Source organism: Paenibacillus sp. FSL R7-0128 (genome assembly GCF_038002245.1).
Taxonomy (GTDB): Bacteria; Bacillota; Bacilli; order Paenibacillales; family Paenibacillaceae; genus Paenibacillus_AQ; species Paenibacillus_AQ silagei.
This window is the reverse complement of the sequence record NZ_JBBOCD010000001.1, coordinates 3,571,436-3,595,414: the sequence shown is the minus strand read 5'-3', so window position 1 is coordinate 3,595,414 and position 23,979 is coordinate 3,571,436. Positions and strand designations below refer to the sequence as shown.

Annotated in this window: 20 protein-coding genes and 1 pseudogene; 3 read left to right on the top strand and 18 right to left on the bottom strand. The window is 52.8% G+C overall.

Annotated elements, in window-relative coordinates; translation table 11 throughout:
• Positions 1-110: 110 nt before the first annotated feature.
• Positions 111-1,520: a glucuronate isomerase gene (gene uxaC, locus NST26_RS14880; protein ID WP_340953186.1), complete on the bottom strand. Its 1,410-nt coding sequence runs from the start codon at positions 1,518-1,520 to the stop codon at positions 111-113.
• Between the two features lie 154 nt (positions 1,521-1,674).
• Between uxaC and NST26_RS14875 the strand changes: the two genes are divergently transcribed.
• Together NST26_RS14875 and NST26_RS14870 are read left to right on the top strand one after the other, a co-directional pair.
• Positions 1,675-2,367: a GntR family transcriptional regulator gene (locus NST26_RS14875; protein WP_339256501.1), complete on the top strand. Its 693-nt coding sequence runs from the start codon at positions 1,675-1,677 to the stop codon at positions 2,365-2,367.
• A 48-nt stretch (positions 2,368-2,415) separates the two neighbouring features.
• Positions 2,416-3,270 carry an SDR family oxidoreductase gene (locus NST26_RS14870; RefSeq protein ID WP_340953188.1) on the top strand — a complete coding sequence of 285 codons (855 nt, stop codon included), beginning with the start codon at positions 2,416-2,418 and terminating at the stop codon, positions 3,268-3,270.
• A gap of 66 nt (positions 3,271-3,336) precedes the next feature.
• Here the strand turns inward: NST26_RS14870 and NST26_RS14865 are convergent, their stop codons facing one another.
• From NST26_RS14865 to NST26_RS14810, 12 genes are all read right to left on the bottom strand, one after another.
• A complete protein-coding gene (locus NST26_RS14865; RefSeq protein ID WP_036728687.1) occupies positions 3,337-4,026 on the bottom strand; it encodes an ABC transporter ATP-binding protein in 690 nt (229 codons plus the stop codon).
• Complete coding sequence (locus tag NST26_RS14860; RefSeq protein WP_340953191.1) at positions 4,023-5,147, bottom strand: ABC transporter permease; 1,125 nt, start codon at positions 5,145-5,147, stop codon at positions 4,023-4,025. Before NST26_RS14860 ends, NST26_RS14865 begins: the two co-directional genes overlap by 4 nt.
• A gap of 277 nt (positions 5,148-5,424) precedes the next feature.
• Entirely contained in the window at positions 5,425-6,816 is a 1,392-nt protein-coding gene (locus NST26_RS14855; RefSeq protein WP_340953193.1) for a sensor histidine kinase, read from the bottom strand.
• Positions 6,813-7,529: a response regulator transcription factor gene (locus NST26_RS14850; RefSeq protein WP_155991638.1), complete on the bottom strand. Its 717-nt coding sequence runs from the start codon at positions 7,527-7,529 to the stop codon at positions 6,813-6,815. Before NST26_RS14850 ends, NST26_RS14855 begins: the two co-directional genes overlap by 4 nt.
• Positions 7,530-7,599: 70 nt before the next feature.
• The gene (locus tag NST26_RS14845) at positions 7,600-8,421 is read right to left on the bottom strand and encodes an SDR family oxidoreductase (protein WP_340953197.1); all 822 of its coding nucleotides are present in this window, start codon (positions 8,419-8,421) and stop codon (positions 7,600-7,602) included.
• Positions 8,422-8,544: 123 nt separating this feature from the next.
• Complete coding sequence (locus NST26_RS14840) at positions 8,545-8,991, bottom strand: MarR family winged helix-turn-helix transcriptional regulator (protein ID WP_339314090.1); 447 nt, start codon at positions 8,989-8,991, stop codon at positions 8,545-8,547.
• Between the two features lie 171 nt (positions 8,992-9,162).
• Positions 9,163-10,350 carry a metallophosphoesterase gene (locus NST26_RS14835; RefSeq protein WP_340958067.1) on the bottom strand — a complete coding sequence of 396 codons (1,188 nt, stop codon included), beginning with the start codon at positions 10,348-10,350 and terminating at the stop codon, positions 9,163-9,165.
• 177 nt (positions 10,351-10,527) lie between these two features.
• Positions 10,528-11,181 (bottom strand): HIT domain-containing protein, encoded by a 654-nt coding sequence (locus NST26_RS34040; protein WP_445323324.1) that lies wholly within the window; start codon positions 11,179-11,181, stop codon positions 10,528-10,530.
• A 351-nt stretch (positions 11,182-11,532) separates the two neighbouring features.
• Positions 11,533-11,946 (bottom strand): bacteriohemerythrin, encoded by a 414-nt coding sequence (locus NST26_RS14825; RefSeq protein WP_081751292.1) that lies wholly within the window; start codon positions 11,944-11,946, stop codon positions 11,533-11,535.
• Between the two features lie 120 nt (positions 11,947-12,066).
• Positions 12,067-12,972 carry an NUDIX hydrolase gene (locus NST26_RS14820; protein ID WP_036728705.1) on the bottom strand — a complete coding sequence of 302 codons (906 nt, stop codon included), beginning with the start codon at positions 12,970-12,972 and terminating at the stop codon, positions 12,067-12,069.
• 195 nt (positions 12,973-13,167) lie between these two features.
• Positions 13,168-14,031, bottom strand: coding sequence for a cation diffusion facilitator family transporter (locus NST26_RS14815; RefSeq protein WP_340979326.1), 864 nt, complete (start codon positions 14,029-14,031; stop codon positions 13,168-13,170).
• 420 nt (positions 14,032-14,451) lie between these two features.
• Positions 14,452-14,955 (bottom strand): ferritin, encoded by a 504-nt coding sequence (locus NST26_RS14810; RefSeq protein ID WP_036728710.1) that lies wholly within the window; start codon positions 14,953-14,955, stop codon positions 14,452-14,454.
• 115 nt (positions 14,956-15,070) lie between these two features.
• On the opposite strand from NST26_RS14810, the gene nagZ reads away from it, so the two are divergent.
• Positions 15,071-16,417, top strand: a complete 1,347-nt coding sequence (gene nagZ / locus NST26_RS14805) for a beta-N-acetylhexosaminidase (protein ID WP_051478292.1) — start codon at positions 15,071-15,073, stop codon at positions 16,415-16,417.
• 378 nt (positions 16,418-16,795) lie between these two features.
• Here the strand turns inward: nagZ and NST26_RS14800 are convergent, their stop codons facing one another.
• From NST26_RS14800 to NST26_RS14780, 5 genes and pseudogenes are all read right to left on the bottom strand, one after another.
• Complete coding sequence (locus tag NST26_RS14800; protein WP_036728712.1) at positions 16,796-17,896, bottom strand: efflux RND transporter periplasmic adaptor subunit; 1,101 nt, start codon at positions 17,894-17,896, stop codon at positions 16,796-16,798.
• 27 nt (positions 17,897-17,923) lie between these two features.
• A complete protein-coding gene (locus NST26_RS14795) occupies positions 17,924-19,315 on the bottom strand; it encodes an ABC transporter permease (protein WP_340979324.1) in 1,392 nt (463 codons plus the stop codon).
• 263 nt (positions 19,316-19,578) lie between these two features.
• Positions 19,579-20,244, bottom strand: a pseudogene (locus NST26_RS14790) (ABC transporter ATP-binding protein); the annotation flags it as partial.
• Between the two features lie 54 nt (positions 20,245-20,298).
• The gene (locus NST26_RS14785; RefSeq protein ID WP_340979323.1) at positions 20,299-22,908 is read right to left on the bottom strand and encodes a hypothetical protein; all 2,610 of its coding nucleotides are present in this window, start codon (positions 22,906-22,908) and stop codon (positions 20,299-20,301) included.
• Positions 22,909-23,092: 184 nt separating this feature from the next.
• Complete coding sequence (locus tag NST26_RS14780) at positions 23,093-23,926, bottom strand: helix-turn-helix transcriptional regulator (protein ID WP_036728714.1); 834 nt, start codon at positions 23,924-23,926, stop codon at positions 23,093-23,095.
• Positions 23,927-23,979: the final 53 nt, after the last annotated feature.

Here is a 23,979-nt window from a genome sequence, read left to right as displayed (position 1 = left end):
GAATGATCCTTCTATTTCTTGCCGAAACGGTACCGTCCTTTAAAAGGACGGCAAAGCCGTTTCCACTTGTGCTTTTCCAACCCATGAATGGTATGCTGCGCTCCTGCTCTCTACTTGATCCCGAAATACGCATCCGCATTGTTGTAGCAAATATTCTCAATGGTCCGGCCGATTAAGGCATAGTCTCGCGGCAGGTCTCCCTCTTCCATCCACGTGCCGAACAGGTTGCAGAGAATGCGCCGGAAGTATTCATGACGCGTGAAGGAGAGGAAGCTTCTGGAGTCAGTCAGCATGCCGACAAAAGGGCTGATCAGGCCGATGCTGGAGAGCGCCTTCAATTGCTGCAGCATACCCTCCTTCTGATCATGGAACCACCAGCCGGAACCCATCTGCACCTTGCCCTTGATGCCATCGCCCTGGAAGTTACCGATTGCGGTGGCGATCATCTCATACTGCGAAGGGTTCAGCGTATAGACGATGGTCTTCGGCAGCTGTCCACTGGCATCCAGCTCATTCAACAGCGCGTTGAGACTGCGGGCCATATTGAAATCCAGAATCGAATCGAAGCCGCTGTCCTTGCCGATGGCACTGAACATCCGTGCGTTGTTGTTGCGCAGCGCTCCGATATGCAGCTGCATGCTCATGCCCCGCTCATGATAGAGCCGGCCTAATTTGATCAGCGTATGGCTCTGGAACTTCTGTTCCTCCTGCGGGCTGATCTCTTCCCCTTTGAAGGCCCGGGCGAATATGTAGGCCGCTTCATGCTCTGTAGACTGAGCATGCGGCAGCTCACCGAAGGCCTGATCCGACAGCCGGCAGCCATGCTGATGGAAATAATCGATCCGCGCGGTCACAGCCTGGAGGAATCCGGAGTAATCGTGGATCTCAATACCGCTCGCCTCACCAAGCAGGCCCACGTATCCGGTGAATCCTTCATCACGGATATTCAGCACCCGGTCCGGTCTGAAGGTCGGGGCAACCACCGTCTGAAGCACTTTGTCCTTCTTAATCTTAATGTGATGCTCCAGTGAATCAATGGGATCATCCGTTGTGCAGACCACATCGACATTGAGTTTTTTGAGAATCCCCTGCGTAGTCAGTTCATCTCCCTGGAGCTGCTCATTGCAGCGTTCCCACACACTGTCCGCAGTCTCCCCGGAGAGCAGCTCGTCGATCCCGAAGTAGCGCTTCAACTCCAGATGAGTCCAGTGGTAGAGCGGATTGCCCACCATCTCAGGCAGGGAACGCGCCCAGACCATGAACTTGTCCTTGTCCGGCGCATTCCCGGTAATGAGCTGTTCGTCAACGCCCAGCCAGCGGAGCGCCCGCCACTTGTAATGGTCCCCAGATAAGGCGAGATCAGCGATATTGCGGAACCTGCGGTTACTGCTGATCTCCTGCGGATTCAGATGACTGTGGAAATCATAAATCGGCATTGCAGCGGCATAATCGTGATACAGTCTCTGTGCACTTGGACTTAACAGCAGCCAGTCGTCATGAATAAAAGATGAGGTACTCATATTGTTATCCAGCCTCTCGTGTATGATATTGACGGGCCACGGATACCGTCCTTAAGCGGACAGCAGGCGCTTCTGCCCATTCGCACTACCATACTACCATACAAGTATGGTAGTATGGTAGTGCTTACACAATCAATAACAGGAGGGTTACACGATGGAATATACTATCGGTACACAAGCACTCTCCACAAGGGACATCGTGTATCGTTCACTGAAGAATCAGATTCTGCTGCTGGAGCTGCCGCCCGGAACCGGGATTTCGGAGAAGGAGATTTCGCTGAAGTTCAGTGTCAGCCGCACTCCGGTCCGTGAGGCCTTTGTCCGTCTGGCCCAGGAGGGCCTGCTTGCTGTATACCCCCAGCGGGGAACGGTGGTCTCCCTGATTGATTCCGAGCTCGTGGAAGAAGCCCGCTTCATGCGCGAGCATCTGGAGCGGGCAGTCATCCGGGAATCGTGCAGCGCCTTCCAGGCCAGGAATCTTATCGATCTGAAGGCTAATCTGGACAAGCAGAAGCTCTGCATCGAGGATCAGGACTATAAGGAAATGTTCATGCTGGACGAAGAGTTCCATCATGTGATTTTCATGGGCTGCAATAAAAAGAATACCTGGGAGGTCATCCAGCAGATCAAGGTTCATCTGAACCGCAGCCGGATGCTCAAGCTCACGGCAGATCACAACTGGGAGCATCTGTACCGGCAGCATTATGGTCTATATGAAGCCATTGAGCAGCATAATATTCAGCAAGGGGATCAGCTTATGCAGGAGCATATGGCCCTGACGATCGCCGATCAGGAGATGCTGATGGAGAAATATCCGCAATATTATAAGCAAAGATCCGCAGACTGATATAACCTGACGTACGATCATACTTTCACCAAGAAGGGTTGGATCACTATGTCCGAGTTGGCATTACAGCCTGCATTGGCAGGCAAGACCGCTGTAATTACCGGAGGAGCCGGAGCCCTCTGCAGCGCTATGGCGCTGGAATTGGCCCGTCAAGGCATGAAGGTCGCCATCCTGAACCGTACGGAGGCCAAAGGGGCAGCTCTGGCTGCACAGATCACTTCCGGCGGCGGCCAGTCCCTGGCCTTGGCCTGCGATGTTATGGATGCCGGGAGTGTCCGGCAGGCTGCGGAAGAGATCCACAAGCTGTGGGGTCCCTGCGACTTGTTGATCAATGGAGCCGGGGGCAATCAGCCTTCGGCGATTACCACCAAGGAGACCTTAGAACCGGGAGACCTGGAGAATCCCGATGTCATCTCCTTCTTCGATCTGTCCGTGAGCGGGTTCCGAACGGTCCTTGACCTCAATCTGACCGGAACATTAATTCCAACCCAAATCTTCGCCAAGCAGATGCTCGGACGCCCCGGAGCAGCGGTGATCAACATCTCCTCCATGAGCGCCGCATCGCCACTCACCAAGGTTCCGGCTTACAGTGCGGCCAAGGCAGGCATCAACAACTTCACACAGTGGCTTGCGGTGCATCTGGCAGAGTCCGGCATACGGGTGAATGCCATCGCCCCCGGCTTCTTCGTCACTGCACAGAATGAACAGCTGCTAAAGAACCCGAACGGTGAACTGACCGAACGTTCGCTCAAAATCATCTCCCAGACCCCGATGCGCCGCTTCGGCACACCGGAGGATCTGCTCGGCACCTTGCTCTGGCTGGCCGATGAGCGCATGTCCGGGTTCGTAACCGGGGTAACCATTCCCGTAGACGGCGGGTTTATGGCCTACTCGGGCGTGTGAAGGCATTCTGCAGCGGGAAACCGGCAATCAAAAAAACTGAACCCCGTCCCCAGGGTTCAGTTCCAATTAATTAAGGCTATGCGCTTCAACCAGCACGCCATCCTCCAGATGCAGCACCCGGTCGCACCAGTCCAGCATTCGTTCGTCATGAGTAACCATTACAGCAGCCTTGCCTTCGCTCCGCACCTCGTCTGCTATCATCCGTACCACTTCCCGGCCACGGCTGTAATCCAGGCTGGCTGTAGGCTCGTCTGCGAACAGAATGGCCGGCTTGTTCATCCACGCCCGGGCAATCGCCACCCGCTGCTTCTCGCCCCCGGACAGCTGTTCGGGGTAATGGTTGCGGCGTTCCCAGATCTCCAGACGCTTCAGCAGATAGGCGGCACGCACCTTCGCTTCCTTCGGGCTGAGCTTAGCCAGCTTCGCTACATAGAGCAGCTGCTCCTCTACCTTCAGGAACGGCAGCAGCTGCGCACTTTGGAACATGAAGCCGATTTTTTTCAGCCGCAGCTCCGTCAATTCCCCCTTGTCCTTGTCACGCAGCGACTCGCCGTCGAGGAGGATTTCTCCGCTGGTGGGCGTAAGCAGCGCACCAGCTGCGGAGAGAAATGTGCTTTTCCCGGAGCCGGATGGCCCCAGTACTGCTATGAATTCGCCTTCGTTCACCGTAAGGTCCAGATGGTTCAGAACGGTCATCGCCCCGTCCCCATCCCCGTAAGTCTTGGTTACCTGCTTCATCACTAATTTCGCACTCATGCTCCAGTCCTCCCTATCGCTTCCAAGGCATCCACCTTAGCTACTCTTGCTACCGAAATTAACGAGCCCAGCAGGGACATCCCTATGAACAGCAGACTGGTCATCGCCATCGTCTGTCCGTCCAGCTCAAACGGCATCGTGTCGGGCAGGCCCATATTCATCCCAAGCGTAAGCAATATGCCCAGCACCAGACTGGCGACAGACAGCAGCATCACTTGACCGATTACACTCCAGGCCAGATAGGACATCTTGGTCCCCATCGCCTTCAGGATACCGAATTGGCTGGTCTTCTGGATCGTAATGACATAGAAGAATACAGCAAGAACTACTGCGGCAATCACGAACAGGAACACAATCATCATCAGCAGCGAATTCTGCTCGGCGGAGTAACCGGGAACACTGGCGATCGCCTGTTTTTGCGTAATTACCTCTACGGACTGTAGCTGATCTGCAATCTGCCCAGCTTGAGCCGCCGTTACATCCAGCGCGATTACATTGTACGGGGCATTGGCCTTGCCTGAACCTCCGCCTCCCTGAACCGTTCCTTGCTTCATCGCCTGCCAGTCCAGCTGATTGATATAGACCACCGGAGTATGGCTGTAGGAGCTGTCCTTCACGAAGCCGGTAACCGTCCAGCTCATGCCGGAAGCCTGATCACGGATCGTACTGCCAATGGTAACGCCGGACTGTTCCAGCTTGGAGTCTGCAACCGCGCTGCCTTGAACCTCATTGGTGAATCCGGCGCCTTCCGTTACTTCAGGAGCCAGCATGCCCGTCATATCTACGGCAAAAAAAGTAATATCCGCCTTCACATCCGCACCGGCAGCTGTAATTGTACTGGTCTGTACACCCAGCGGAGTCGCGTTCGCCTCTCCGGCTACTGACCGGGCAGCCGCAAGCTCCGTATCCGTTAACTGTGAACGCCTGAAGGTATGATCCGCATCGCTCTGCACGGCAAAGTAATTGGCGGGCATATTTTTCAGCGCCGAAATGTTGGCATAAGCAAGACCTCTAGCCAGGCCGGTGACGAACAGCACCAGGAACGACACCAGCAGCATAATCACCATAATGAGACTGTAGCGTGCTTTGGAGTGCCTCATCTCCCGTATTGCCAAGAACATATAACCACTCCTTCTAATCTGTATATCCACAGTTTAGAGAGTGAAGATGAACGGAGTATGAATAGAGAATTACACTATATAGATTGAACATAGCCGCTTCCAAAAACAGATGGCAGGCGCAACTGCGGTGAATATTGGACTTCCGGCCGCTGTTGTTCCCGGATTTCTTGATTTATACAACTATCCGTGGTAGAAATCCGGTAACAAAGGCGTACGCTATCGCTCCTACAGTTCCAAATTCCCCTCCGTTGCTTTCATCTATTTTATGAAGGACTAATCAATCTATATCGTTAGGGTGGCAGGGCAAAGAAACAGTGAACGTCGTTCCTTCTCCTACTATGCTCGTCACCTCGATGGTTCCGCCATGCGCCTGGACGATCTTTTGGGCAATGGCCAGACCCAGCCCGCTGCTACCCGGCTCACGGGATCGCGACTGATCCACCTTGTAGAACCGGTCGAAGATCATCGGCAGCTGCTCCGCCGGAATACCCGCCCCGTTGTCGGTCACTGTTACAATACATTGCTGGCCCTCCACATGGGCTGCGATACTGAGGGTCCCGCCCGCCGGGGTGTATTTGATCGCATTCGTCACCAGATTCATCCACACCTGATAGAGCAGATTGGAATCGCCCGCAAGCGTGATGTCTCCGGCATGCAACCGCACCGCAAGCTCTTTCTCCGTAAGATGCCATTCCATAATCTGAATGACCTGGCGCAGTTGGGCGCGCAGATCGAAGCTTCTCTTCTGCAGGGCATTCTCATCGTAATCCAGTGAGGACAAGGTTAGCAGCTGCGTGCTGAGCATGGACAACCGCCGGCTCTCATCCCCGATAATGGACAGATACTCCAGACGCTGGGCTTCCGGCAGAGTACCGTCCTGGAGCGCATGGGCGAAGCCCTGAATAGAGGTTAGCGGCGACTCAATCTCATGCGAGACATTGGCGACAAACTCCTGTCTTGCCCGGTTCGTGCGTTCCAGCTCACGGCTCATCGTCATGAAGTGGGAAGCCAGTTGGCCGATCTCGTCGCGGCGTGCGGTGTAGAGCTTAATGTCGTAGCGCCCTTTGGAGATTAGGAGCGTGGCCTCGGTTAACCGGGTGATCGGCCGCACCACATGAAATACAGTAATCAGCATGAACCACAGGCTTAGCAGAATAATGACCCCGATAATCACGACAAAAAAGATCCGCAGCTCCCCGAACTGCACCTGGGCATCCGGACGCATGAACAAGGCATAGGTCTCCCCGTTAATATGGACCGGCACCCCAATGGAATTGCTGAGCTGGTTATCGAAGAACCCTGTCACGAACAGCTGGCCGGGGAAATTACCCACCCCATGGTAAATCTCCCCGGCCAGCACACTGCGCAGCGCTTCCTCCTTGAGGTCATTTTTGCGGAAAGGCAGGCCATAGAAGCGTTCCTCTCCATCGGCATTGACCAGATACATTTTGTACCCCAGGGAAGCCGTACTCAGGAGATATTCTTCCACAGCATCCGGGTGATCCTCAATGAACTGCTGCAAACCTATGGCCATCCGGGTCAGCTTAGCATCATTCTTCGGCTTGACCTGGGATTGGTAATACAGGTTGGAGACCAGAAATCCCAGCACGCTGCTGATCATAATCACCGAGCAGAAGATAATACTCATCCGTACATAGAGCGATCTCATGAGTTCACCATGTCCACTTTGTAGCCAATTCCCCGGACCGTGCGGATGATAAAATCATTCTGGTATTCACTGAACCGCTGACGCAGGCGCTTGATATGCACATCCACCGTCCGCTCGTCCCCTTCGTAGTCCGCCCCCCAGACCAGCTCAATCAGCTCACCACGCGTGAACAGGCGTCCCGGATATTGGGCCAGCTGGGCCAGCAGTTCGAATTCCTTCACCGGCAGCAGCAGCACCTCTGTCCCGTCACTGATCTCGTAATTCTTACGGTCGATCACCAGCGAATTCAGGCGAATCCGGTCATCTGAAGCGATGGAATAACGGCGGAACAAGGCCTTGATGCGAAAGATCAACTCCTCCGGTTCAAAAGGCTTGGTCACATAATCATCCGTCCCGTGCAGATAACCCTGCTCCTTATCACTGAGCTGCTGACGGGCCGTCAGCAGAATGACGGGAATGTCATAGTTCTCCCTTATGTATGCACACAGCTCCAATCCGTCCATATGCGGCATCATCACATCCACCACCGCCAGATCGACCGTCTGCTCCTTCATGCGTGCCGCGGCTTCCAGCCCGTCTCCGGCTTCTATCGCTTGATATCCTTCTCTGGTAAGAACATGCCGCAGCAGCGTGCGGATATGAACATCATCATCGGCTACCAGTATCTTTTTCAACTTACATACGCTCCCTCCGGCTTGCCTGATCAATGTCATCATACTAGCAACAAACCCTGCTCAAAACAATAGGACTCCAAACCAACAAGCTCACTTAGGTCAGTACGTTCTAAACTATAAAAGGCAGTATGCTGTCCCGCAAGGGGGTGACCGGTCTGCCCGTAAGCCGCTCCAAATCCCCGGAGGTGGAAGCCGTATCCAGCTTGCTCATAAAAGCATAGATCCAGTGCTGAATTCCGTCATCCTGACGGTGCACCACCGGCTTGCCGGCAACCTCTGTCAGAACTTCGGCTAGATCGCCAAAATCCCAGGTCTGCGGAGCGGTCAATTCGTAGATGCGGTTGCCTGCTCCCTCTTCGCCAAGTACAGCAGCAACAGCAGCCAATGCAAGATCCCGTCGGCCTGCCGAGTTAAACTTCCATTCTCCCGGTGCCGTCACCAGCTCTCCGCTGGAGAGGGCTTCCTTCAGCCCCAGCACCCCTACGAAATCAATATAAAGAGCATTGCGCAAAAAGGTATATTCCAGCCCGGACTCTATAATCGCCTGTTCCGTCAATGTATGCACATTATCCGGCTTGCTCTGATCTGTTCTCCGCCCTGAGAATGCAAAACCAGTATATAGGATATGTCTCACACCGCTTCGTTTGGCCGCATCAATCACCCGCTTATGCTGGGACAGACGAACATTATCATCCGTATGCGAGCTGGAGATCAGCAGGAGCCGGGAAATCCCGCGAAAAGCTTCATTCAGTGTTTCCGGCAGATCATAATCCACCTTGCGGACTTCAATTCCCTGCTCCCGGATAAAAGGAGCTTGCTCCGCACTTCTTACTCCGGCAATGATTTGCCCTACAGGGATGCGGCTACGCAGATTCTCCAGAATCAGACTTCCCAGTTGCCCGTTTGCTCCCGTAATCAATATTGTCGTCATAGGCGATAACACCCTTTCCTTATTGGAATCAGATTTCTTCACATATCCACCGGCATACTCCAGCCGCTATATATAATCTCTGTCTGCGGGCAGCCTCCCGGCATGCGGAACATTCCACACCTTCTATCCTCTGCTCAGCTTATTCAGCAGCTCCAGCAGCAGCTGCAGCTCCGGCTCATCCAGCCGGTTCATTACCGCCGCAACGGCTTTCCGGTTCCCCGGCAGCTGCTCCAGCAGCAGGCGCTTACCTGCTTCAGTCAGCGAAATGACTGTCTTACGGCCATCCTGTGCGTGAGCCGCCCGTGTAATATAGCCATCCTTCTCCAGCGGAGTCAGCAGCAGGCTGATGTTGGCTTTAGTTACCGCGATTCGCTCAGCAAGCAGTGAGGGCAGAATCGATCCCCCGTGCTTTGCAATCTCAACCAGTACACGAATTCTTGCCCCGTTCAGCCCCTGTACCTGCCAGTATTTCTCGGAGACGGCCACAGTGCCCGCTGTCGCTCCCACCAAGGCGAAAAAAACCTCATTTTCAAGCGGCAGCTCAAGCACAATCTTTTGCAAATCATCCATTAGCAGTCGTCAACTCCATTTAGTTAATAGCTTAACTATTTCTACAGATAGATTAGCGGATTCCGGCAGGAATGTCAAAAGAAAATGAATAACTCCTCCATAACCCGAAAAAAACCCCCTATCTTCCCTAAGGAAGGTAGAGGGTTCAATCCTGCCACATGCAGGTTTCCGTTAGATCAAAACAGGCTTAGCCGCAGGTGACACCTTGTCTGCACCAAAGCTCATGCTGCCATCCAGCACAAGTTCCAGCTTAATCAGCTCTGAGCGGCTGGCCAGGCGGATCGGCGGTCCCCAGGTTCCGTAGCCGGAGGAGACAATGACATGCAGCTTGTTTTTGAGCAGGTAGCCCCAATCCAGTTCGAACAACCGCCGGGTAATCCAGTGATTCGGTGCAATCTGCCCCCGGTGGGTATGTCCAGACAGCAGCACATCCACTCCAGCCTCCGAAGCGATCCCGAAGCCAGTCGGCTGATGATCCATCATCAGGATCGGCTTGCTGCGGTCCACTCCCTGTAGAAGAGTCTCCACGCTGAGCCGTCCACCCTCCATGTGCTCGGCAGTCTTGTCTTTGCGCCCGACCACGTAGACTCCCGACGTCTCCACCACTTCATCCTGTAACACCTGAATGCCGACACCCCGCATAACCTCTGTATACTGCGCAATCGAGCCGCCGTAGTATTCGTGATTCCCCAGCACGGCGTAGACTCCATAACGTGCCTTCAGCTGCTTCAGCTGCTGCTCCATCCCATTGCGGAGAAAAGGCTCAATGCTGTCATCCAGCACATCCCCGGCCAGCAGAATGATATCCGGGTTCATCGCGTTCATCTCCCTGACCATTCTTCGCAGATGGCGGTTGCCGACAATGTTGCCCAGATGGAGGTCGGAGGCTACTGCTACCGTCAGCGGAACGCTGGTTCCGATGGATTTTTCCACCTTAAGCCGGTGGGTCCGCACCACAGTACTCCAGGCATTGCGCGATCCCCAGACCAGGAAGACAGCGAGCAATACCAGCACTGTAGTCCCGGCTTCCGTTACGAATGCGGAGAGTCCTACGCCTGCGAGCGCCAGCACACCATAGAGCAGATCGGTCAGCGGCAGCATGATCACGGCGAACTCCATACAAGCCAGATAATAAGAGCCAATCACCTTGAACAACCTGCCTACCGGTCTCAGCGCCTGCGGCAGCGGCACCCGGCCAATCATATAAGAGAAGGAAATGACAAGAAAGACAGTCCAGTACGCAGCAGTATTCATCCCCGGCAGCCATGCCTGGAGCAATACGGACAGATGCCATCCAATGTAGACATTCACCAGTCCAAGCACCAGCACCATGACCGCAGCCCCGGCCAGCATCCGCATGTTTTTCACTTCATTCCACTCCCTTAAAGTAAGTTTCTATACGATCTACTTCAAATCATAACACAAAGTATTCACCAGGTATAAACTGTGCCGTCAACCTGTGATAAACCTGAGTTCCCCTTGGACAAAAAAGAAAGACAGCCCTGCGGCTGCCGTTGAAGGAATGTGTGTTTTCGCTTATTGTCTCAGTTCCTTAATTTCTTCAAGCAATAAGCCGGTGGCTTCGGAAATGGTTTGCAGGTCTATGCCGCGCTCCAGAAGTTTAATGGCAATTTCTTTGCTCGTCTCGGACTTGGCTCCTTCAATACGGGAATGTTCATCGCTCAGCGCCTTCATCCGGGCATTATAAGCCATTCGCGCTGCCGCATCCTGACTTAGAAACTCCAGGGTGTCCATCGCTTTTTTCAGCATCGGCTCTTTCTCAGCCAACCCTTCCACCATTCTCCGTCTCGTCTCGCCCAGCCGTTCCCCTGCCCCGTCGGGGTGCAGCGGTTCTCCCCACAGTAGCCCGTCCCCCTCATACCGGGGAAGCACATGCATATGATAGTGGGTCAGATCATTGAATTTACCGCCGTCTGCAATAATTCTGATCCCGTCCGGCTGGTAAAGAGATTTGAGCAGCGCGGAGAGCTTTTGTGAAGCCTCCATAACAGCATGTGCAGTCTTCGCATCCATCTCATCGACGTCCCAATAGTGCTTTTTCGGCAGAATCAGGGTATGGCCTTCATTGAAGGGCTCGATATCGAGTACACAGGTGATATATTCATTCTCATAGACGATATTCAGGTCAGGCTCAAGCCCGTTCGCAATTCTACACCCCAGGCAATCCATGATGATCCTCCCCCCTTAAACACAATGAATACTATGATAATATCAACAGGCAATAGGGTTCATTGAAGTATTTTGGTAACTCTTATAGAAATGTGATCGGTTTTTCGATTACATTTGGCCTACGTAGAGCTCCCAGTTCAATTGTGATCGGTTTTTCGATTACATTCGGCTTACGTAGATCTTACAGTCCAATTGTAATCGGTTTTTCGATTACATTCGGCTTACGTAGAGCTTACAGTCCAATTATGATCGGTTTTTCGATTACATTCGGCCTACGCGGCGCATCCGGTCCAAGCAGCTAATATAAAAAAAGAAATGCCTTACAGCATTTCCTTGTTCCCGATCATTCAGTTAGCCCGCCCGGTTACCTTTGGCAGCGATGCATTCACCGATTAGCTTGTCGCATTTGTGAATATGATTGATCAGCCAATCCGTCAGCGTCCGGTTCAGCTTGATCGTGGATAATACGGATACGCCCTTGGTCTTAATCGTCTCCTCCAGTTCCAACACCGTCTGCACGAATTCAGCGTGTGTCTTCTGATGCTCCGTCAGCTCCGGGAAGTCGATGTCCTTCATTAACTGCTCTTCACTGCCGAAATGCTCCACGGTGTAATCCTTGAGGAACCTCAGCGTCTCTTCGATCTTTTCTTTGCCCTGCTGGTTGCTGCAAGCGTCAAAAAAGTCGTTCAGCTTCACCAGCAGCTGCCTGTGCTGACAATCAATCTTTTCTACTCCGATATCATACGAATCCTTCCAGCTAATCATAGGCTCACCCTGTCCTTTGCCATAAACACAATAGTCAAAATATAACTAATTGTCTGCTTTTCCCTATGAAAGTTCTATTAAGAACATCACAAGGCAGCGTTGCCGGACAGAAGGGCATTCTCAAAATAAATTCCATTCCCGGTTATACCGGTACAGCTTCGAGGGACGGTGTCCGGCATCCCGGGTGCTCTGATCCGTCTCGATGACCCGCTCTGCGATTTTGCGTCGGAAGGCGGCGGCGAGCAGCTCTTTGCCGAGGATAATCTCATACACACGCTGCAGCTCGGACAAGGTGAACAACGGCGGCATGAGATTGAAGATAATATCGGTATATTCCGCCTTGCCGCGCAGACGTTCGATGGCATACTGCACCATGAGCAGATGGTCAAAAGAAAACCCCGCGCTGCGCACGATCTCACGGCTGACCTGTCGGACATGCCCTTGAATAGTCTCGGTAAGCTTGACCACCCCGCTTAGCTTCTCCTGCTCACTCTCCAGTATAATCTCCACCAGTGTCTCCTGACGGACGTCCTGCTCCAGCACCTCGCGGCGGGTCTCCAGAATGTGGTACGAGACATCGAACCAGGCAGCTGCGGCTGCATCATCCCCTGCCTGTACGTCCAGAGCCTTGCGGTCCACGAGCGCCATGTAGGAGCAGCTGATCACCCTCATCCGCGGATCACGGTCTACCTCGCCCCAGGTATACAGCTGCTCCATGTAGATATTATCGATATTAGTTTCGCTGTACAGCTCCCGGCGGGCTGCTTCCTCTACGCTCTCACTGATCCCTACGAACCCTCCCGGCAAGGCCCACTGTCCCAGAAAAGGATGCTCCCCGCGCTGAATCAGCAAGAGCTGTAAGGACTTATCCGCCAGCTTGCGGTAGTTATTCTGCTCCCGCTCCATCACGGTGAAAATCAGCATATCGACGGTGACAGACGGACGTTCGTAGTTGCCCGCATTATAATTCTGCAGGAATTGCTCCTCGTTCAAGCCGTTAGAGTCGGTTACGGGTTGATTTGGCATGGATATTCTCCTTGTCTTGAATCGATTAATAGGATTCGGTTGTTAATAACATATTGTTATTATATACATGGTAATGGAATGCGGGCAAGTTTGGGCTAGAAAGATGAACGCTTTTCCTAAAATACAGTACAAAAAAATCACCCCACCCGAAGGCAAGGCAATTCATATAACCTATTCTTGTTGTACACCTGTTGATCACATCGGTTCGATATGGACAAGTACGGTAGCGACCTGATGACGGTCCTTAAGCTGATCTTCGATCTCCTCCGTAATATCGTGACTCTGCACCACATTCAGACTGGAATCCACCAGTACTGTAGTATCGACCAGCACATTATTACCGTGAATACGGGCTTTGATATCCTTAATCGACTCCACACCTTCAATCTCAGCTACCGTCTGCTTCATCAGTTCCAGCTTACCGGCATCGAAGCCGTCGGTGAGATCATGTGTAGCTTTGCGGAAAATATCCCAGGCCGTCTTGCAGATCAGCAATCCGACAATCGTAGCTGTGAGCGGATCTAACCAGGGAATGCCGAACTGTGAGCCGATAATACCGACGAAGGCTCCCATGCTGACCAGCGCATCCGAACGGTTATCCTGCGCCACTGCATGCATGGCATTGCTGTTCAGCTTGCGGGCAAGCCTGATGTTATACCGGTATACTGCGATCATAACCACAGCACAGGCAGCTGCCGTCCACGCTGCAATCAGATCAGGGGTCTCCAGCACAGGCTGAATGAATTTATTCACACCCTGATAGAGCACTTGGAAGCCTACAGCAATCATAATAAAAGAGGCGACCAGTGCGGCAACTGTCTCTGCTCTGAAATGACCATAGCCATGGTTCGAATCCGGGGGTCTGCGGGAAATCCTGAGTCCGGTCAGAATGGCCAGGGAAGCAATAATGTCGGTGCTGTTATTCAGCCCGTCAGCCAGGAGTGCCTGAGAGCCTGACACCGTTCCTATGAATAATTTGACTGCAGATAAGAGTATGTATGCTAAAAGACTTAGCCATGCTCCTTTTTCACTTTGTTTGATATCGCTGTAATTTTCCAAGAAAAAGGACCTCCAAAGATTAGTATTGTTCCATACTACACGCTGACTTACGGGTGGGTCTAGAGAAACAGTGTTGCCGGACAGCGCAAGAGTTAACCCCGCTAAATAGAGTTGGCAACCCGGAAGTAAGTTGCGGCTCCCTACATTCTTTGCCCTTGTTCAACTTTGCAGTCTATCTGCTGCTGACAGGCCGTGTAACTTTTCTCGCAAAACGTAGTCTAAGTATATGGGGACCTTAGGTCGGCCAAGCAGAAACGGCGTTCCCGTCCTCTCAAGGACGGTACCGTTTCAGCGAGAAATAGAAGGATAAGTTATCGTGTGAAACATATAATTTCTTATATTTGCACACAAAAAAGCGGCTTCCCCCTCTTCAGGAGAATGCCGCTAAGCTTGCGTATGAATGGTTACCCTAGCTGTCCTCTACTCCGCTGGCGGTGTAAATGAACGTCCTGCAAATTCTGCATCCAGCATATAGAAGGCATTGCTGTCGGTTTCGATCCGTTTGAGCTTGGCGATAATGTTGCTGAAGAGTGCCTCTTCTTCCACCTGCTCATCAATGAACCATTTCAGGAAATAGATCGTCGCATGCTCCCGTTCATCCAGGGCCAGATCCGCCAGATGATAGAATTTCTTCGTATTCTGCTGCTCATGGGCGAAGGCATGCTCGAACGCATCCAGCATGGAGCTATACTCATTGTTCGGTTCAGGCATCGCCGCAAGGGTGGCCCGGTAATCGCGGTCATTCAGGAATTTGTAGATCTTCATGGCATGGAACCGTTCCTCTTCAGCCTGCACCAGAAAGAAATTGGCGAAACCGTCCAGGCTCTCACCGGAACAATACGCTGCCATCGCAAGATAGACATGAGCAGAATAGAATTCGAAATTCATTTGTTCATTAAGCGTGTTCATTAATTGCTCTTTCATTGACAGGTCACCTCATCCTATAGTATTGATTATGCTTGAAGCAGATCATATGTAATGTCTTATTCATTCTATCATCCTTATCCGCCAAACCGCAATCGAAAGGAAGATTCCCCCTATGAAATGGTTCAGCCGTCAAAAAATAAACAATACTTCCCCCCGCCGCGCTCTCCTACTGCTTGCCGCCTCCGCCTGCCTGCTGCTGGCAAGCGGCTGTGAGGGGAATGGAAATTCAGCACAACAGACAAACGCAGGCTCCTCCCAGGCAGCGGTGCCAGCCTCTCCGGCTGCCGCACAGACGCCTGTGCCTGCGGCAACCGATGCCCCAGTGACCCCCTCACCTGAGGCTTCGGCCACTCCTGACCCGGTCTCCCGGAAGCTCGCCGGAATGACTCTGGAAGAGAAGATCGGGCAGATGCTGCTGGTCGGCATCCAAGGCAAAGCGGCAGGAGCAGAAGCCCTGAAGATGATTGCCGAAGATAAGGTCGGCGGAATCATTCTGTATTCTAATAATGTCGGCAGCCTGAAGGAGCTGGTGCAGCTGACCAACGCTCTGAAGCAGAGCAATGCGGGGAATCCCTCACCGCTGTTCATGAGTGTCGATCAGGAAGGCGGCAAGGTCAGCCGTCTCCCCGATGACTATGCCACCTTCCCATCAAACGCTGCTGTCGGCAGCGGAGATGATACCGCCGCTGCCGGAGCGATGGGCGAACTGCTTGCCCGGGCGGTGAAATCCTCTGGCTTCAATATGGACTTCGCGCCGGTGCTCGACATCAACAGCAACCCGGATAATCCGGTAATTGGTGACCGTTCCTTCGGCAGCAACGCAGAGCTGGTCACCCGGCTCGGCATTGCCGAGATGCAGGGGCTCGAGCGTGAAGGCGTCATTCCCGTGGTCAAGCATTATCCAGGCCATGGCGATACCGCAGTAGACTCTCATCTGGAGCTGCCAGTCATCAACAAGACGGAGACCCAACTGGCAGAACTGGAATGGCTCCCATTCCAGGCAGCGATCCGGGAGAAGGCCGATGCTGTAATGGTGGCCCATATTCTATATCCGAAGCTCGACCCGGACAAGCCCGCCTCCCTGTCCCAAGTGATTATCGGCCAGCAGCTCCGCGGGCTGATGGGATACGAAGGGGTAGTCATTACGGATGACATGACCATGGGCGCAATCATTAAGAATTACAGCCTCCCAGCTGCAGCTGTAGAATCCGTATTGGCTGGAAGCGATATCCTTCTGGTCGCCCATGAATACAAGAATGAACAAGCTGTTCGTGCCGCACTGCTCGACAGCGTCAAGAAAGGCAGCATCTCCGAAGCGCGGATCGACGAGAGTGTCTACCGTATTCTGGCGCTGAAGGCCAAATATCAGTTAACGGACGAAGCGGTGCCCTTGCCGGATCTCGCCGAACTGAACAGTGACATCCAGGCTTGGCGTAAGCCGTATCAGCAGAACAAGTAGTTAACAAGCGGAATCGGTACACTCTCAACCATTTATATACTTAGGGGGAGTTTACTCCACTAACCCGTGGGATGAACCGTCAGAGTTGGAAAAAAGGCACTTAATTAAGCCGAAACCATGCGCTTTGGGGAAGCAGTTGGAAAAAGTACATTTAATCCACCAAGCCCCTTGATCTCAGCAGGATTTGGTCTGATTAAATGTTATTTATCCAACTGCTATAAGTAATTGTTCCTGCGACCATAAATTAGATGTACTATTTCCACTTAGATGATCCGCCGCGCGCCACTCACGCCTATACTTTCTATTCAAAAAGCCCCAAACCCGGCAATCAACCAGGTTTGGGGCTATATACGGTTTGGGCCCATCCACTGCTGTCAACTACTGCAGAACCACGGTGTCTCCTGCCTTCAGTCCCGACAGCACCTCTGTTTTATCGGTTGTTTCCATTCCAGTCTTGATCTCTTTGCGTTCGTATTGGCCGTTTCCTTTGTCCACCATAACGAAGGCCAGATCCCCTTCACGGATGACGGCGATATTGGATACAACCACCGCCTTCTCTTTGCGTGAGGTCTCGACGTCTCCGCTCAGGCTGAGGCCGCCCATCAAATGCTCGTCCGGCTGCATGGAGATGACCACCTCGAATTGCGGAAGCTGGCCGGCTGTGTTCTGTCCGGTGGTCGTCGTGGCGAACTTGGCCACATCGGTTACCTCCCCGTCCAGGACCAGATCTTTTACGGCCGTCATCTTCACCTTCACCTTCATGCCCTTTTTGATGCGGAAGATATCCTGCTCCCCGACCTGTGCTATGAACTCTACCTTGTTGGTGTCCACAATCTTGCCGATGTACTGATTGTCGGTGACAGTCTGCGGCCGTTCTGTGCTGCTGTCGAAGAGGAAGATGCCGTTCTCCGGTGCATGGAATACCGCAGTGTTCAGCTTCGCCTTCTTCTCCGTAAGCTCTTTGGCTTGAATCTCGGCGTTCACCTGGTTCAGCTCATCGCTCAGACGGGCGGTTTCCTGGGCAGCCAAGGCCTTCAGCCGTTCTGCTTCCGTACCGGCCGGGGCCGGAGAATCATCCTCCTGCTGCGCGACAAAAGCATTCAGTTCCCCCTCCAGCTTCGCCTTGCGGGCGGCTGCCTCCGCCGTGGCAATCTCATTACGGAGTGTGCTCTGATCCAGGGTGAAGAGCACCTGGCCCTTCTTCACCTGAGCCCCGTTCTCCACCTTCCAGGCAGTCACCTTGGAAGCAAAGGGGGCATACACCAGTGTCTCCTTCTGGTATTGCGATCTGCCTTTGATCTGCACAGAGCTGGTTAACGTCTCTTCCGTTACCGGGAAGCTGATTACCTGCATCGGTTCAGGCGGGAGTTCTGCGGTATCATCAGCCTTGAAGAATTTGGTATATCCGAAATAACCGGCAGTTCCGATGATACCTAAGATTATGATCCATTTCAGGCTCTTCTTTAGAGTCCTCTTCATTGTTTCGGCTTCCTTTCTAGCTTAGGGTTAGTCTCGTTTAATAGCAGTTAATGCATCGGTTCTGGAGGCGCTGATCGCCGGATAGATCCCCGACAGCACGCCGGTCATAATAGCAAAAGATATCCCGATCGGCAGATTCGTCGTCGGAATGAAGAAATTCATCCCGTCCCCTGCACTGCCTACCAGCTTGTTGAGCGCCATCACAATGAGATAGGAGAATGCAACACCCAGCATGCCCCCGAGCAGCCCCAGAAGCGCAGCTTCGGTAATGAACATGTTACGGATCTGTCCCATGTTGGCCCCGAGGACCTTCATAATCCCAATCTGGCGCCGCCGCTGATGGGTGGACATGGTCATGGCCACTATGATGGAGATGGAAGCGATGATCAGGATGAATACCCCGATGCCGAGAGCCGCCATTTTGATCATATCAAATTGCTCCTTCAGCATCTCCTGCTGGAACAGATTGTCTTGAGCACTCAGTGACAGCTTCTGAATCATCTGCTCCACCGGCTTGATGTTCGCCACATCGTCCACCTTGACCGTAATCGAGTTATAGCTGCCCTCCGGCGGGAGCGTAAGCACACTGGTGGTGGAATTATCGAACGCAAGCTCCTTGGAGAGCTGCTGTGCGGTCTCGGGAGACACATACATAATCTTCTCATAGGATGACCGCAGTTCATCCATACCCTTGGGAAGCGCCAGAATTCCGGAGATCTGCAGGGGCGAGCTAAGCTTGAACACCGGGGATGTAGAGCTATAGTCCTGCGCCTGAATCTGAACCTGCTTGCGGTACAATTCAGTAGGCACAGTGGCCATTTTGTCATATTGCTGGTACAGCTCCTGGTTGAACGGATCCGCACTCATCTGATCGAACAGCTTCTGCCGGGTCTCCAGGTCAATCAGGCCCAGTGTAGCCCCGTGATTGAGCACAATGGATCCGAGCTGGCCATTCGCCCCTCCCTGCTTGAACTTGTGGTCGTACGCCGTCAGCTTCTGTAAATCGGCGACAACAACCTGAACATCGGAGATCTTGTTGTCTATGGTTACCATCTGCAGATATCCTGCTTGATGAAAAGGCGAAGCCGCCTTCACATGATTCAGCCCCTGGATGATCTTCAGCTTCTGATCGGTCAGCTTGCCGGGGTCGAGGTTCTCATTCACCTCACCCGATCCGCCGCCCCCGCCTCCGTTCTTCCCGTTCGTTGGAAGTCCTCCGCCGGGCGAGACTGTAATCTCATCCATTTTGAAGTTGGCATTAACTTGTTCCGTTACATAGACCTGTGCAGATTGGCCTACACTCAAAGCCACGATAATTGCTGCGCAGCCGATGGATATCCCGGTCATACATAGACCTGTAACCACCTTGCGCCGTTTGACCTGTTCCCAGGCCATCCGTGAAATGTCTCTGATCTTCACGGCTTCCCTCCCTCTGCAGGATCAGCTTCCTCAGCGGTCTGGTGTTCAGGTTCCTCAGCCGGCAGATCTTCATCCGCTCCTGCTGTCTGCGGTACTGGCTCTACAGCTTCCTGTTCAGCTCCTGCAGCTAATTGTTCTTCAACCTCTACCATGGTCTGCGGTTCAGCTTCCTCAGTGATTTGCTCTTCAACCTGTACTTCTGTCTGCGTCTCAAGCTGCGGTTCTTTTTGCAGTTTTATATCTGCTTGCGGTTTTGCCTGCGATTCAGTGACCAGGAAGCCGTCTTTCAGCGTGAAAATCCGCTGCATTTGTTCAGCCACCTTGTATTCATGAGTAACGACGATAAAAGTCGTCTTCATCGTCCGGTTCAGGTTCAGCAGAATACCGATAATTTCTTCTTCAGTCTTGGAATCCAGATTCCCCGTCGGTTCATCGGCGAAGATGACCGACGGCTCTGTGATCAGCGACCGGGCGATACTGACCCGCTGCTGCTGTCCTCCGGAGAGCTGCGAGGGGAAGAGATCCGCCTTGTCGGGAATTCCCACCTGCTCCAGCAGCGCCAGCGCCTTGGCCTTGCGTGCCCTGGGAGAGACTGACTGGAAGACCAGCGGCAGCTCCACGTTCTCGCGGACCGTCAGGCTGGTAATTAGCTCATAGGCCTGAAAAATAAATCCGATATTCTTGCGGCGGAACTCGGCCAGCTTATTCTCGCCCATTTTCACAATGTCCTGATCAGCAATGTAGATATGACCTTCCGTGGGCTTCATCAAGCCGGCCATGAGGTTGAGAAGCGTGGACTTCCCGGAACCTGAACTGCCCAGCAGGGCAACCATTTCTCCTTTTTTGACGGCGAAATTGATTTTATGAAGAACGGAGGTCCATTCATTACCGCTTTTGTACGAATGCGTAATATCTTCAACACGCAACATGGAAGCTGCTCCTTTTTTAAAAATACAAGAATGTTTTAGTTAAGCGAATGACGATTATTCCTGTGTCTTGTTCGGAACCACGTTGGTGACTCCAAAGGCCTGGCTGCCCAGCATCAGACGTTCACCCTGGAATTCATCATAGAAGGCTAACTTATAAGCGCCGCCGTCCATCGTCTTGTACACGGGTCTGCTGAGGGAGAAGGAATACTGGTTGTTCGTCCCTTCAATCAGGTCTGTGCCCAGTGTAAGAACCTTCTCGGTCGCGATGCCGAACGGATCGGTAATCTGCAGAATCAGCTTATGCTCCAGCACGCCTGCATCGTAGAGGTTATCCTTCCTCAGGCTGTAATTCATAGTAATATCCAGGGTATCCGATGACTTCACCCGCTTGCCTTCAGAGGTCAGAACAGAAATCGTATAAGGATATAATGCCGTTGATTCCAGCGTATTCTTCGGTACGTTAGCCTGCGGATTCAGCTGCAGCGCTGCCACATTGACGAATCCGGTCGCTTCCTCCTTGGCCTCGATCAGCTTACCCTCTTTGATACCGGAACCGAGGTAGAGTAAGACATCCGCGAGGTCTGTAGCCTTAGGCACCTTGGCCCACAGGACCACGAGCTGCTTGGCACCCGGAGACGCGCTGTTCTCCGACTGGCTGGTGCCCGCTTCGAAATACTGGCCGTCCTTGGTCTTATAATAAGCCTGGAGGCGGGCCATTTTGCTCTGTCTTTTCTCTTCACTGCTAAGATAGAGCTCTGTGTATACCAGATTGTGGCTCTCCCCTTGATAGATCGTTGTCCGGTTCTCCTGTACACTGGCTGTTTTGCCTTTGCCGCTAATGGTGTAGCTCTTGTCTTTCTCGATGGTAGGAATACTGTTAATCGAGTTGTTGACGCTGACATCCAGGAACGGAACGGTCTCTGAATTCTGTGTGCCGTTCAGGGCAATCCGCATATTCTGAAACTCAGAGGTATAGGCGATTTTGCCAAGTACATACAGCTCCACGGACTTCCCTGGCGCAAGGACAGAAGAATCCTTATTGTCCATATACAGCTCTGTAGTCACGGGCAGGTTTTCTTTGTCCAGCTTAATGGTACCCTTCAGCTCAGGCAGCGTAAGAGACACGTTCTGGGTATTGGTGATTCTCAGTCTGGCAGCTACGATATCATCATCTCTCCAAGGGTAACGCTGAAGAGACTGTATGCTGTACGAGAAGGAGCCGTATGAATTCGTGGTCATATACTCCTGGCCGGACGTGACTTCCGTACGTAGTGCATATGGAATGACGAAGTAGGCTACCGGGAAAATCATTTTGGCAGTCGGTGTTGCAGGAGCCGCAGTGGACGGAGTTCCAGTATTCCCGGTATTTCCGGTTGTCTCGCCGGTTCCGCTCGGATCAGGTACACTTGTGCTCTCGGCGCCTACCGATTCGATCATCATCAGCTGCAATCCGGATTGATCCACTTCAAGCGGTACGCGGACCGTAAGCGGTACAATTTTGGTCTCTAGCGGCTTGAGGGTGACTCCGCTTACACCTTTGGAATTCACCGGAAAAACCTTGCCCTTCACCGATTTGACCGCCAGGTCGTAGCTTGGCAGGGTTACCGCCTTGTTGCCGGTATTCTTAAGCTGCATCTGGAACGTCCATACCGCATCTGCATCCTGTGCGTACACATTGGCATTGCGGAGCAGCGTTTCTACCGTGTTGTTATTGACTACAATCTTTTTGACTACCCCGCTGCCCACTACCAGATTAGGCGAGCTTGCTACGGGAAGCTTATAAGAGGATTTAGCCAGCTCCAGCTTCGTGGTCTCGTCCCTCTGCGTGAATTGCAGCTTCATATTATCTGTTTTAAGATAGGCCGGGATTTCCGTAATATAATAAATGCTCCGTTTCTCCTGCGGTTGAATCTTGTAATCCGCCTGTGTGCCGCTCAGCGCCAGCTCGAAGGAGGTGCCGCTCGCAGATACCAGATAAGCCGAATAGCCCGGATCACTGAGGACTTTATTGCCCTTGTTGGTCAGACTGACCCCTACTTTGGCATAGACCTTGCCGCTGTATTTATAGAGCTGGAGGGAGTCTGCACTGGCCGCGACGGGAATGTCGTTCATGACTGTACTTAGGCTTGTTCCAACTGCAGCCGTAGTTGAATAATTAGCGGGCACTCCAAAAGATCCCGTCTGCTTCAGATACCCCTTCGTCTTGGCATCCCAGACCAGCATCGAGATTTTGATCCCCTGCAAAGAGGAGGTTTGTCCCACATTTACATAGTAAGTCACGCTAAGGCTTTCTTTGGCGCCGACTTTCTTCTTCAGGGCATCCGCACCTAAGGGATTACCCGGAAGCACTGACCCTCCCGGAGTGACCACACGTGAGAAATAATGCATCAGGCTTGCGCTTGAATTGCCGGAATTCGTATATTTAAGTGTGTATGACAAGATGTTTCCGCTGGACTGGCTCCATATGTTGATATTCTCTAGTACTGCGGTCACTCCGGCACCCATAGGAACGGAATTGAACTTGAATGCCGCCGGAGCGGATACTGCGGGGGCCTTCGCCGCCGGGGCTGCATGTGCAGCAGGCGCAGTGATGCTGCCAGCCACCTGGCCGGCAACGAGTGAACTCACCAGCAATGCAGCATATGTAACTCTATACTTTCTCATTTATTTCCCTCCAGATGTATTTACTAGCAATAGTATAGTTGCTTGGCGCGTGGAATTTGTATCCACTTTGTAACCCTTTGTTTCCATTTGTAACTTTTTGTCACCTAACCAAGACTATCGCGGCGTGAATTCTGCCATAAATGTAACAAACTTTCTTAATACTTGGTCCTAAAATGGCTTGATTCTATGAGTTGAAGGAACGTCTGTATTGGTTCGGCGGCATCCCTTCGAGCTGTCTGAACACCTTGATGAAATAACTGGATTGTTGAAAGCCGCTTTGCAGTGCAATTTGCGCAACGGACAACTTGGTGGAGGCCAGCAGCAGCTTGGCCCGGGCCATCCGGCAATCGCTCAAATACCGGTTCGGCGTCTTGCCCATAATGCTGCGGAACAGGCGGAGAAAATGGTAGCTGCTATAACCGGCAAGTCTGGCCATAGACTCCAGCGTCCAGGGCCGCTCACACTCACTATAGATCCTGTCGGCGGTAAGCCGGATGGAATGCCGGATCTCCAGCGGAACGGAGCCGTGGAGCGGCTCGGTGTTCTGCATCAGCGTAACCAGAATCTCATAGAGCAGTGTGGAGAGGCGCGGTTCACTCCGGGTCTCATAGCCTGCACTGAGCCGGTACATTTCTTCGAAGAGCGCTTCATAACCGGTGCCGGGATCGAAGGTGAAGAAGTAGCCGCGTGACTGATCCGCCTCCTCCAGCATAGGCAGAGGCATCGCCGTGGCGAAGTGCATCCAGCGCACATCCCAGGCAGCTCCGGGATCAGAACCGTACTGCTGATAAGCCCCTCTGGGAAAAAGAAACCCGCTGCCCCGCCTCATGGATATCCGCTCCCCTCCCTGAAATACATACCCTTCTCCCCCGAAAACCATGTGGAGATTATAGCTGTTCAGGAACCCCTCACTTCTGCGCTCTGCATGCTCCGGGAAGTCGCTGTAATGGCCCAGCATCTCCGGATAACATACATAGTGGGCATAAGCAGGCTGCGGCAGAACCCAGTGTTTTCTCATGTAAATCTCCTCCTGCCCTGCGCTGAATCAAGCACGCAATATAATGATATAAT